The organism is Nocardioides bruguierae (genome assembly GCF_023554635.1).
GTDB lineage: Bacteria > Actinomycetota > Actinomycetes > Propionibacteriales > Nocardioidaceae > Nocardioides > Nocardioides bruguierae.
Window position 1 is genome coordinate 42,403 of record NZ_JAMJPH010000025.1, and the last position, 11,557, is coordinate 53,959.

Genomic DNA, 11,557 nt, shown 5'->3' on the forward strand with positions numbered 1-11,557 from the left:
GGCTCGCCCGCACCGTCCAACGCGTAAGGATTCGACATGGCACACAAGAAGGGTGCGGCTTCCACCAAGAACGGCCGCGACTCGAACGCCCAGCGCCTCGGCGTCAAGCGCTTCGGCGGCCAGCTGGTCAACGCCGGCGAGATCATCGTCCGCCAGCGCGGCACGCACTTCCACCCGGGCACCAACGTGGGTCGTGGCAACGACGACACGCTGTTCGCCCTCGAGGCCGGCGCCGTCCAGTTCGGCACCCGCCGCGGCCGCCGCGTCATCAACATCGTCCCGGGCGAGTGACGTCACTCGTCGTCTGAGACATCAGGCTTCACCTCGAAGGGCGTCCCGTCACGGGGCGCCCTTCGCGCGTTGAGACACCGTTGCGGCGGATCACCGCTCAGCGCCAGCAGCACCCGCACGGGCACCCGCCCGGCGCCCCCAGCACCAGGAGAGATCACCCATGGCCGTCCCCAGCTTCGTCGACCGCGTGCGACTGCACGTCTCCGCGGGCCGCGGCGGTAACGGGGTCGCCTCCGTCCACCGCGAGAAGTTCAAGCCCCTCGGTGGACCCGACGGCGGCAACGGCGGCCCCGGTGGCTCCGTGATCCTGCGCGTCGACCCGGACGTCACCACCCTCGTCGACTACCACAACAGCCCGCGCCGCAAGGCCGAGCACGGTGGCCAGGGCGCCGGCGACCACAAGAACGGCGCGCACGGCGCCGACCTGGTGCTCAGCGTCCCCGACGGGACCGTCGTGGCCGACACCGAGGGCAACGTGATGGCCGACCTCGTGGGCGTGGGCACCGAGGTCGTCGTGGCCGAGGGCGGTCGCGGCGGCCTGGGCAACGCGGCGCTGGCCTCCACCAAGCGCAAGGCCCCCGGCTTCGCCCTGCTGGGCGAGCCGGGCGACGAGCGCGAGCTGGTGCTCGAGCTCAAGATCGTCGCCGACATCGGCCTGGTCGGCTTCCCGAGCGCCGGCAAGTCCAGCCTCATCGCCGCCATGTCGCGGGCCCGGCCGAAGATCGCGAACTACCCGTTCACCACCTTGCGCCCCAACCTCGGCGTGGTCACCGCGGGGGAGACCACCTTCACCGTGGCCGACGTGCCCGGACTGATCGAGGGCGCCGCCGACGGCCGCGGCCTCGGCCACGACTTCCTGCGTCACGTCGAGCGCTGCGCCGCCATCGTGCACGTCATCGACACCGCCTCGATCGAGCCGGGCCGCAACCCCGTCGACGACCTCGACGTCATCGAGAACGAGCTGACCCGGTACGGCGGCCTCGAGGACCGCCCGCGCATCGTCGCCCTCAACAAGGTGGACGTGCCCGACGGCCGCGACATCTCCGACATCACCATCGAGGACCTGCGGGCCCGCGGCCTCGACGTGTACCCCGTCTCCGCGGCCTCCACCGAGGGCCTGCGCGAGCTCACCTTCGCCATGGCGCGGATCGTCTCGGCCACGCGGACGACGGCGGAGCCGGCGGCCCCGCAGCGGATCGTGCTGCGCCCGACCGGTCTCGGCTCGGCGCCCGGCGCGGAGTTCACCGTCACCGCGACCCCCGACGGCTGGCGCGTGCGCGGCCACAAGCCCGAGCGCTGGGTGCGCCAGACCGACTTCTCCAACGACGAGGCCGTCGGCTTCCTCGCCGACCGGCTCAACCGGCTCGGCGTCGAGCTTGCGCTCGCGAAGGCCGGCGCCGAGGAGGGCGACGCGGTCATCATCGGTGCCGAGGAGAACGCGGTCGTCTTCGACTTCCGCCCCAGCATCGAGGCCGGCGCCGAGATGCTCGGTCGCCGCGGCGAGGACCAGCGCTTCAACTCCGACCGTCCCGCCGCCCAGCGCCGCCGCGACATCCTGGAGGCGATGGAGACCAAGGAGGAGAACGAGGCGCGCGCCGACGTGGCCCGTCGACTCGACGACGCCCGCCGCGCCGGCAAGCTGGATGCGCCCGAGCCCAAGCGCGGCGGCGCCGACGGCCCGATGTCCTACGAGATCGGCTCCGAGGACGACCCCGACCACGCCCCCGACCGCGGCGGCGAGGAGTGAGCGGAGCACCGTTCGAGGCCGCGGACCTGCGGCCCGTCGTCACCGGCGCCCGCCGGGTCGTCGTCAAGGTCGGCTCCTCCTCGCTGACGACGGCGGAGGGCGGGATCGACCCCCAGCGACTCCAGTCGCTGGTCGACGTCCTGGCGGCCACCCGGGCCCGCGGCACCGAGGTCGTGCTCGTCTCCTCGGGCGCGATCGCCGCCGGCCTGGCCCCGCTGGGCATGAGGCGCCGGCCCACCCTGCTCGCCGAGCAGCAGGCGGCCGCCAGCGTCGGCCAGGGCCTGCTGGTGCACCACTACACGACCGCGCTGCGCCACCACGGCATCACCGCGGGCCAGGTGCTGCTCACCGTCGACGACGTCACCCGTCGCGCGCACTACCGCAACGCCGCCCAGACGGTCTCGGCGCTGCTGGGCATGGACGTGCTGCCGATCGTGAACGAGAACGACACCGTGGCCACCACCGAGATCCGGTTCGGCGACAACGACCGCCTCGCGGCCCTGGTCGCCCACCTCGTCCGGGCCGACCTCCTCGTCCTGCTCTCCGACGTGGACGGCCTCTACGACGCCGACCCGCGCACCCCCGGCGCCCGCCTCCTCTCCGAGGTGCACGGCCTCGACGACCTCGCCGACGTCGCGATCGGCAAGACCGGTGCCGCCGGCGTCGGCACCGGCGGGATGGAGACCAAGGTCGAGGCGGCCTCGATCGCCACCGGCGCGGGCGTGCCGGTCGTGCTGACCTCGGCCGGCAACGCCGGCGCCGCCCTGGCGGGCGACCACGTCGGCACCCTCTTCCACGCCACCGGCCGCAAGCGCAAGCGCCGTCTGCTGTGGCTGCAGCACGCCACCGAGGGGCGGGGCAGCATCGTGCTGGACGCCGGCGCGGTCCGTGCGGTCACCGAGCGCGGTGCCTCGCTGCTGGCCGCGGGCGTCACCGGCGCGCACGGCGACTTCCACGCCGGCGACCCCGTCGACCTGGTCGGCCCCGACGGCGAGGTGGTCGCGCGCGGGCTGGTCAACTACGACGCCGACGAGATCCCCGGCCTGCTGGCCCGGACCGCCCCGGAGAAGCGCCGGGAGCGCGAGGTCGTCCACCGCGACGCGCTCGTCCTGCTCTGACCCTGATCCTGACCCTGACCCGGGCCTGGCCCTGGCCCGCGGACCGTCGCGGTCCTCACACCCGGCCGCGTCCCGCGACCGACGACCGCGGACCGGCTAGGTTCGCTGCGTGCCGCTCACGAAGCGGGCCCCCGCGCCCCCGCAGCCCGGCCCCGGCGTGCTCGTCCGGGTCGGCCGCGTCGTGCTGTGGACCGTGCTGCTCGCGCTGCTCGTCCCGGCCCTGCTCCTCACCTGGCTGCGCCTCAGCGACGCCGAGGGCGACCTGGCCGTCCGGGCCGTGGCGTTCACGCCGTTCGCGTTCGTCGCCTACCTGTTCGTGCTGGTGCTCGCCGCTGGTGCCTGGTGGGCGCGTCGCCGTGCGGTGCACCGGCTGCTGGTGGCCCTCGTGGCCGCCGTCGGCGTCCTCGTGCACGGGTCGTGGCTGCTGCCGCTGGTGGTCGGCCCGCCCGACCGGGCCGCCGACGCCGAGCGGCACCTGGTGGTGCTCAGCGCGAACGCCCTCATGGGCCAGGCGGACCCCGACGCGCTGATGAGCGTGGCCGACGAGGAGGCCGCCGACCTGGTGGTGCTGCCCGAGGCGACCGTGGGCCTGGTGGCCGGGCTCGACGCCGCGGGCGCCGCGGGGGAGTACCCGTACCGCGTCGGCACCGCAGCCGAGGAGGGCAGCACGGCCGGCACCGTCGTCCTGTCCCGCTTCCCCCTGGGCGAGCCGACGCGGGTGGGCACGATCATGGAGTCGTGGGCGGTGGACGTCGACGTGCCCGACGAGCCGGGCGGTGCCGGCGGGGACGCGGGCGACTCGGTGCGGCTGCTGGCGGTGCACCCGGCGGCTCCGGCCGACCCCGACTCCTTCCGCGCCGACGCCGCGGTCCTGCGCGCCGCCGTCCGCGAGGAGGCCCCCGACCTGGTCGTGGGCGACTTCAACGCCACCCTCGACCACGTGCAGCTGCGCCGGCTGCTCTCCGCGGGCCTGCGCGACGCCGCCGAGGAGGCCGGCAGCGGCTGGCAGCCGACCTGGCCGGCCAACGGGCTCTTCGCCGGGCTGCCCTTCCCGCTCGTCAGCATCGACCACGTGCTCGTGGGGCCGGGCCTGACCGCCTCGTCCACCCGGACCCACCTGCTCGCGGGCACCGACCACCTGGCGCTGGTCGCCGACCTGGGCCTCGCGGGCTGAGCCCGGGGAACGGCTCCGGGAACAGGCACGAGAACAGGGTCGGTGGCGACCTGAGTTAGATCCGGGGTCGGGGACGGACGTAGGCTGGGGAACCGATGTCACGCCCATCCGTCTACCTCGATCACGCCGCGACCACGCCGCTCTCGCCGGTCGCGCTCGAGGCCATGACCGAGGAGCTCGCCCAGGTGGGCAACGCGTCCTCGCTGCACGCCTCCGGGCGTCGCGCCCGCAGGGTGGTGGAGGAGTCCCGCGAGCGGATCGCCGCCGCCCTCGGCTGCCTCCCCAGCGAGGTGGTGCTGACCTCCGGCGGCACGGAGGCGGACAACCTGGCGCTCAAGGGCGGGCAGGCCGCCCGCCGCAGCGCCGACCCGTCGCGACGGCGGCTGCTGGTCTCCTCGGTCGAGCACCACGCCGTGCTGGACCCCGCCGAGCACCTCGCGGCCACCGGCGAGGCGGACCTCGGGCTCCTGCGGGTCGACCACGACGGTCGCCTCGACCTCGAGGCGCTGCGGGCCGAGCTGGGCCGGGGCGGGGTCTCGCTGCTCAGCCTCATGTGGGCCAACAACGAGGTCGGCACCCTCCAGCCGGTCGCCGAGGCCGCGGCGCTGTGCGCCGAGCACGGCGTGCCGGTGCACAGCGACGCCGTCCAGGCGCTCTCGACCCAGCCGGTGGACTTCGCGGCCAGCGGCCTGGACGCCGTCACGGTGAGCGCGCACAAGGTCGGCGGGCCCATCGGCGTCGGTGCCCTCGTCGCCCGCCGCGACCTCGCGCTGACCCCGCTGGTGCACGGCGGCGGCCAGGAGCGCGACGTGCGCTCCGGCACGCTGCCCACGCCGCTGGTGGCCGCGTTCGCCGCCGCCCTGGAGCAAGCCGTCGCCGAGCGGGAGACCACCGCGGCCCGGTTGCTCGGGCTCAGCACGCGCCTGGTGGCGGGGCTGCGGGCCGCCGTCCCCGACGCGGTGCTCAACGGCCCGGCCCTGTCGGCCACCCCGGACGCGGCGGGGCGGCTGCCCGGCATCGTCCACGTGTCCTTCCCCGGCTGCCAGGGCGACTCGCTGCTGATGCTGCTGGACGCTGCGGGGGTCGAGTGCTCCACCGGGTCGGCGTGCTCGGCCGGCGTGCCGCAGCCCTCGCACGTGCTGCTCGCGATGGGCCGCGACGAGGCCGAGGCCAAGAGCTCGCTGCGCTTCAGCCTGGGCCGCGGCACCACCGAGGCGGACGTCGACGCCGCCGTCGACGCGATCGGCCCCGCCGTGGAGCGTGCCCGCCTGGCCTCGGGGCGCGGCACGCTGCGCCGCGGCGCCCCGGCCCAGGGCTCGACCCAGGGCTCGACCCAGGACCCGGCCGGCCGCCCGTCCGACCGACGGGCGGGCTGAGCCGTGCGCGTCCTCGCCGCCATGAGCGGGGGAGTCGACTCCGCCGTCGCCGCCGCCCGCGCCGCCGAGGCCGGTCACGACGTGACCGGCATCCACCTGGCGCTCTCCCGCAACCCGGCGTCCTACCGCTCGGGCGCGCGCGGCTGCTGCACCATCGAGGACAGCAACGACGCCCGCCGGGCCGCCGACGTCATCGGCATCCCCTTCTACGTCTGGGACCTCTCCGAGGAGTTCCACGCCGAGGTCGTCGAGGACTTCATGGACTCCTACGCGGCCGGCCTCACGCCGAACCCGTGCCTGCGGTGCAACGAGAAGATCAAGTTCGCCGCGGTGCTCGACCGGGCCCTGGCTCTCGGCTTCGACGCGGTGGCCACCGGCCACTACGCCGTGCTCACCGAGAGCCCCGCGGGCCTGGTCGAGATGCACCGCTCGGTGGACGCCGGCAAGGACCAGTCCTACGTGCTGGGGGTGCTCGACCAGTCCCAGCTGCGGCACTCGCTGTTCCCGCTGGGGGACACGCCCAAGTCGCAGGTGCGTGCCGAGGCCGCGGCCCGGGGCCTGCTGGTGGCCGACAAGCCCGACAGCCACGACATCTGCTTCGTCGCCGACGGTGACAACGCAGGCTGGCTGCGCGAGAAGCTCGGCGACCGGGCACCCAACGACGGGGGTGCGATCGTGGACGACGCCACCGGCGAGGAGCTCGGCCGCCACGAGGGCACGTACGCCTACACGATCGGCCAGCGCAAGGGCCTGAGGATCGGCCGCCCGGCGCCCGACGGCAAGCCCCGGTACGTGCTCGACATCGAGCCGGTCTCCGGCACCGTCCGGGTCGGGCCCCGCGAGGGGCTCGCCGTCGACGGGCTCGAGGCCGACCGGCCCCGCTGGTGCGACGTGCCGCTCGCGCCGACCCCGGCCGGGCCCGCCGTGCTGGAGGGCGAGGACGTCACCGTGCAGCTGCGCGCGCACGGCGCCGAGCACCGCGCCCGCGTGGTCGTCTCCGGCGACCCCGCGGCCCCCACCGACGAGCACCGGGTGGACGTGGAGCTGCTCGAGCACGCCTCCGGCATCGCGCCGGGCCAGGCCGTGGTGGTCTACGCCGGCAGCCGCGTCGTCGGCTCGGCGACCATCACCGCGACCCGACGCGTCGCCACCCGCGAGCGTGCCGGAGCCCCCGCATGAGCCTGATCCTGCCCGGCAGCGACGACTGGGAGGACGCACCCGACGCCGCCGGCGTCGCACCCGACCTCCTGGCCGGGGCACCCTTCGGCACCGCGGTCGGCTCCCTGCCCGGCGGTGGCGCCGGTGGCGGGTCGAGCGCCGCCGAGGACGCGGTGGCCTACCGGGAGGCCGTGAAGGCGGTGCTCGGCACCCTGGGCGAGGGCTCCCTGGCACCGCTCCCCGAGCTGCCCGGCCGCAGCGCCTACGCCCGGATGATCGGCCGGACGCTCGGTGCCGTCCGCGCCGTCGACGCCGACCTCCAGCCTGCCGGCTGGCGGCTCACCGGCACGGACGGAGCCCCCGGCCTCGACCAGCGGCGCGCGCGCAGCCTGCTCGCCCAGGACCTCGACGCCGTGGAGGAGCTCGGCCAGGGCTTCTCCGGAGTGGTCAAGACGCAGCTGGTGGGCCCGTGGACGCTCGCCGCGACGGTGGAGCTGCCGCGCGGGGAGAAGGTGCTCTCCGACCACGGAGCGCGCCGCGACCTCGGCGGCGCCCTGGCCGAGGCGGTCGGCGAGCACGTGGCGGACCTGCGTCGCCGGCTCCCGGACGCCGCCGGCATCGTGGTGCAGCTCGACGAGCCGTCCCTGCCCGCGGTCATGAACGCCCAGGTGCCGACCGCCTCGGGCTACCAGCGCTACCGCCGCATCGACCGGCCCGAGGTCTCCGCGCTGCTCGAGACCGTCACCGCCGCGGTGTCCGCCGCCGGGGCGGAGCCCTGGGTGCACTCCTGCGCGCGCGGCGTCGACTGGGCACTCGTGCGGGGAGCCGGCGTCCGCGGCCTGCTCGTGGACGCGGCGATGCTCACCACCGCCGACCACGACCTGCTCGCCGAGGCGCTGGAGGCCGGCGACGCGGTCGTGCTGGGCATCGTGCCCAGCACGGACCCGGACCCGTGGCCCTCGGACGCGCGCCTGGTCCAGCGGGTCGAGCGTTGGCTCGACATGCTCGGCCTGGAGCCCGGCAGCGGTCGGCTGGGCGTCTCGCCCGGCTGCGGCCTGGCCGGCGCCTCCCCGGCGTGGTCGCGCCGGGCGATGCAGCTCTCCGCCTCGGTGGCGCACGACCTCGCCCACCTCGGCTGAGGGCCACCCCGGCCGGCCCTCCGTCAACGCCGCGAGGCGCGGGACGTCATACGGAGCGGACGCAGTGTCCCTCAGAGGTATGACGTCCCGCGCCTCGGCGGGGTGGGTGGGGCTCAGCCGACGTGCACGCCGCCCTCGGGGCCGTCGGTGGCCAGCTCCTCGGGCTTGACGTCGAGGAAGATCCAGATGATCACCGAGGCGATCAGCATCATCGCCGCACCGACGAGGAACGCGTGGGTGGCGCCGTCGGTGAAGGAGGCGGAGAAGACCGCCGCGTCGAGGTAGCTGGTCGAGGTGCCCGGCACGACACCGGTCGGGTCCACCCCGGCCTGGGTCAGGCCCTGGGCGAGGTCGGGGGCCACCCGGGCGCCGGTGTCGTTGATGTAGTGCAGGGCCACCGTGGAGAGAGCCGCCAGGCCGATCGCGCCGCCCACCTGCTGCATCGTGTTCAGCACGCCGGAGCCGATGCCGGAGTCGTGCGCCGGCAGGTGGTGCACGGCGGTGAGGGTCAGCGGCACGAAGGTCATGCCCATGCCGAGCGCCATGAAGAAGATGAACGGCGCCAGGTGCAGCCAGTAGTTCACGTCCGCGCCCAGCGGGTCGCCGCCGAGCGAGGCCAGGACGGCGGCGGGGGAGTCGTCGACCGAGAGCGTGGAGTAGCCGAAGAGGCAGGCCGCGGCCACCAGCGTGCCGACGCCGGAGATGTAGCGCGGCCGGATGCGGTTGACCAGGTTCGAGCTGATCGTGGCGCCGATGACGATGCCGACGCTGAACGGCAGGAACGCGAAGCCGGTGCGCAGGCTGGAGTAGCCCATGATCTGCTGCACGAACAGGCTGAGGTAGTAGAACATCGCGAACATGGCCGCGGGGGCGATGAGCATCGCCACCAGGCTGGCGGCCCGGTTGCGGTTGGCGAAGATGCGGATCGGCAGCAGGGGGTGCTCGCGGCGCCGCTCGATCAGCACGAAGGCGGCCAGGAGCAGGACGCCGGCGGCGAGCGAGACCAGCGTCTGCGCGCTGCCCCACCCGTAGTCGGACTCGCCGGCCCGGGTGAAGCCGAAGACGATGCCGACGAGGCCGAGCGTGCCGGTGATGGCGCCGGGGACGTCCAGCTCGCCGGGGTGGGTCTCGGACTCGGGCAGCAGCAGCGGGGCCACGGCCGCGGCCACGAGGCCGATCGGCACGTTGATGAGGAACGTCAGGCGCCAGCCCTCGACGTCGAAGCCGAACGCGGAGTCGAGGCCGGTGAGCCAGCCGCCGAGGATGAGGCCCACGGCCGCGCCGGCGCCGGACATCGCCGCGTAGACCGCGAACGCGCGGTTGCGGGCCGGGCCGGCCGGGAACGTCGTGGTGATGAGGGCCAGGGCGGCCGGGGAGGCCAGTGCGGCGCCGAGGCCCTGGAGGGCGCGGGCGCCGAGCAGCAGGCCTTCGTTGGTGGCCATCCCGCCGAGCAGGGAGGCGACGGCGAAGACGGCCAGGCCGATCATGAACACGCGGCGGCGGCCGTACAGGTCGCCCAGGCGACCGCCGAGCAGCAGCAGGCCGCCGAAGGCGAGGGCGTAGCCGGTGACGATCCAGGTCAGGTTGGCCGAGCTGATGTCCAGGTCGACCTGGATGTGGGGCAGCGCGATGTTCGCGATGGTCGCGTCGAGCACGACCATCAGCTGGGCGACCGAGATGAGCACGAGCGCCCACCCCAGGTGCCGGGCGCCGCCGGTCTGCTCGGTCGGCTCGACGGGCTCGAGGCCGTCGGCGAGAGAGGTGTCGGTCACGGGGGGTCCTTCCGGGACGTGCGTGAGGAGGGCCCGGTCGCGGTGGCGACGGGCTCGGGGTGCGAGGAGCGCGGTGGCTCAGGCCTGGGTGGCGGCCGTGTCCAGCGGGGCGCCCTGCGGGCGCGAGCAGGGCAGGAGGATCTGGTCGATGATCCGGGTGACGGTCTCGTCGTCCGGGGTCTCGCCGAGGACGAACACGCGGTGCAGCACGATGCCCGACAGCGCGCTCTCGACGAGGTCGAGGTCGAGGTCCGGGCGGACCTCACCGCGGTCGCGGGCGCGCTCCCAGACGGTGCGGGAGGCGTGGATCTGGGGCGCGACCACCGCGCTGCGGAACGCGTCGGCGAACTCCGGGTCACGGGCGATGGCGGCGGCGATGCCGGCCATCATGGCGGCCTGACGGGGGTCGGTGACGCCCTCCTTGCCGCAGAACATGGCCTGGAGGTCGGTGCGCAGGGTGCCGGTGTCCGGCACCGGACGGGACCTCTTGTGGGCGGCCAGCGCGGCCGCCACGAGGGTCGTCTTGTCGGCCCAGCGTCGGTACAGCGTGGCCTTGGAGGCACTGGCCCGCTGGGCCACGGCGTCCATGGTCAGGCGGTCGATGCCGACCTCGAGGAGCACCTCGAGGGCCGAGGCGAGGATCTCGCTCTCGCGGTCACCCTCGACGCGGGGCCGGGTGCCGGGCTCGACGGGGGTCATGCGGGTCCTTCCGACGCTGGTGGCGGACAGCGATGGAACGAAACTGTTTCGTACCAACGGACGAAACGGTACGGTTTCGTTTCACCCGTGGCAAGCGTGTTCCGCGTCACTGTCCTGGGGCTGATCGCGAGCTCGGTGCCGAGTCCGGCGCCGAGCCCAGCACCGAGTCCAGCACCGACCACCGACAGTCGGCACGCGTCGTCGCGGCAGCACCGCCGACCGGGGACGACGCCGGGGCGATCCCGGGAGCGGAAGGAGAGGGGAGGCGGACGCTCAGACGGCGTCGGCGGAGCGGAGCACGTCCAGGCACCCGTCCAGCGCCGCGGCGTGCCAGGCGGGCACCCGACGCAGCATGTAGTGGCCGACCGGACCCATCGGCGTGAACGCCGCGGACGCGGTGAGCCGCCCGGCGCGCTCCACGTAGGCCGCGGTCATGGTCGCGGAGGTGATGTGGTCGCCGGTGCCGTGGGCGGCCCGCAGGTGCCGGCCGGTCAGGGCGGTCACCGGGTCGTCGGGCTGCCACCACGGCGCGAGGCCGACGACCCCGACGACCTGCGGGTCGTCCGCCTCGTGCACGGCCACGCGGGCGCCCATGGAGTGCCCCAGCAGGACGACGGGCAGGTCGCCGTGCTCGGCGCGGACCTGGGCCAGGGCGGCCCGGGCGTCGGCGCGGACGACGGCGCCGTCACCGTTCCAGCCGCGCTCGGAGTAGCGCAGCAGCCAGGTCGCCACGCCGGCGTCGGCGAGGCCAGCGGCGATGTCGCGCTGGACCGCACGCATCCGGTGCCACGAGGCGCTGCGGCCGGTGACCGGGGCGGTGGAGCGGACGGTGCCCCCGTGCAGGGCCAGGACCAGGGCACGGGGCCGCGCCACGGCCTCGCGCACGAGGCGCTCCGACGGCAGCGGCGCCGGGACGGTGCTCTCGTGGGCCTCGTCGATCTCGTGGGGGTGCACGGGGCTCGCGGGGGCGTCGGGGGAGCCCTCGCGGGGGCTGGGGTGGGGCACGGGCACGCTCCTGGTTCGTCGTGGCCAGTGAACCGGATGGGTGGCGTCCGCGCGCTCGCCGCCAGGGGTGGGGTCAGG

10 protein-coding genes are annotated in these 11,557 nt (G+C 75.1%); 7 read left to right on the forward strand and 3 right to left on the reverse strand.

The window, feature by feature from the left end; genetic code table 11:
- The first annotated feature begins 36 nt into the window (after positions 1-36).
- The 7 genes from rpmA to M8316_RS13985 all read left to right on the forward strand — a co-directional run bounded on the left by rpmA (position 37) and on the right by M8316_RS13985 (position 8,003).
- Positions 37-291, forward strand: a complete 255-nt coding sequence (gene rpmA / locus M8316_RS13955) for a 50S ribosomal protein L27 (protein WP_250055493.1) — start codon at positions 37-39, stop codon at positions 289-291.
- Positions 292-451: 160 nt separating this feature from the next.
- The gene (gene obgE, locus M8316_RS13960) at positions 452-2,038 is read left to right on the forward strand and encodes a GTPase ObgE (protein WP_250055495.1); all 1,587 of its coding nucleotides are present in this window, start codon (positions 452-454) and stop codon (positions 2,036-2,038) included.
- The gene (proB, locus tag M8316_RS13965; protein ID WP_250055497.1) at positions 2,035-3,156 is read left to right on the forward strand and encodes a glutamate 5-kinase; all 1,122 of its coding nucleotides are present in this window, start codon (positions 2,035-2,037) and stop codon (positions 3,154-3,156) included. The genes obgE and proB overlap by 4 nt, the downstream gene beginning before the upstream one ends.
- 109 nt (positions 3,157-3,265) lie before the next feature.
- Positions 3,266-4,330 (forward strand): endonuclease/exonuclease/phosphatase family protein, encoded by a 1,065-nt coding sequence (locus M8316_RS21170; RefSeq protein ID WP_250055499.1) that lies wholly within the window; start codon positions 3,266-3,268, stop codon positions 4,328-4,330.
- Positions 4,331-4,425: 95 nt separating this feature from the next.
- The gene (locus M8316_RS13975) at positions 4,426-5,706 is read left to right on the forward strand and encodes a cysteine desulfurase family protein (protein WP_250055501.1); all 1,281 of its coding nucleotides are present in this window, start codon (positions 4,426-4,428) and stop codon (positions 5,704-5,706) included.
- A gap of 3 nt (positions 5,707-5,709) precedes the next feature.
- Positions 5,710-6,885, forward strand: a complete 1,176-nt coding sequence (gene mnmA, locus M8316_RS13980) for a tRNA 2-thiouridine(34) synthase MnmA (protein ID WP_250055503.1) — start codon at positions 5,710-5,712, stop codon at positions 6,883-6,885.
- Positions 6,882-8,003 (forward strand): uroporphyrinogen decarboxylase/cobalamine-independent methonine synthase family protein, encoded by a 1,122-nt coding sequence (locus tag M8316_RS13985; RefSeq protein WP_250055504.1) that lies wholly within the window; start codon positions 6,882-6,884, stop codon positions 8,001-8,003. Before mnmA ends, M8316_RS13985 begins: the two co-directional genes overlap by 4 nt.
- Positions 8,004-8,116: 113 nt before the next feature.
- On the opposite strand, the gene M8316_RS13990 is transcribed toward M8316_RS13985, so the two are convergent.
- The 3 genes from M8316_RS13990 to M8316_RS14000 form a co-directional block, all read right to left on the reverse strand.
- Complete coding sequence (locus M8316_RS13990) at positions 8,117-9,775, reverse strand: MFS transporter (protein ID WP_250055505.1); 1,659 nt, start codon at positions 9,773-9,775, stop codon at positions 8,117-8,119.
- Positions 9,776-9,853: 78 nt separating this feature from the next.
- Positions 9,854-10,474, reverse strand: a complete 621-nt coding sequence (locus M8316_RS13995) for a TetR/AcrR family transcriptional regulator (RefSeq protein ID WP_250055508.1) — start codon at positions 10,472-10,474, stop codon at positions 9,854-9,856.
- Positions 10,475-10,747: 273 nt separating this feature from the next.
- Positions 10,748-11,479: an alpha/beta hydrolase gene (locus M8316_RS14000; protein WP_250055510.1), complete on the reverse strand. Its 732-nt coding sequence runs from the start codon at positions 11,477-11,479 to the stop codon at positions 10,748-10,750.
- Between the last annotated feature and the right edge of the window lie 78 nt (positions 11,480-11,557).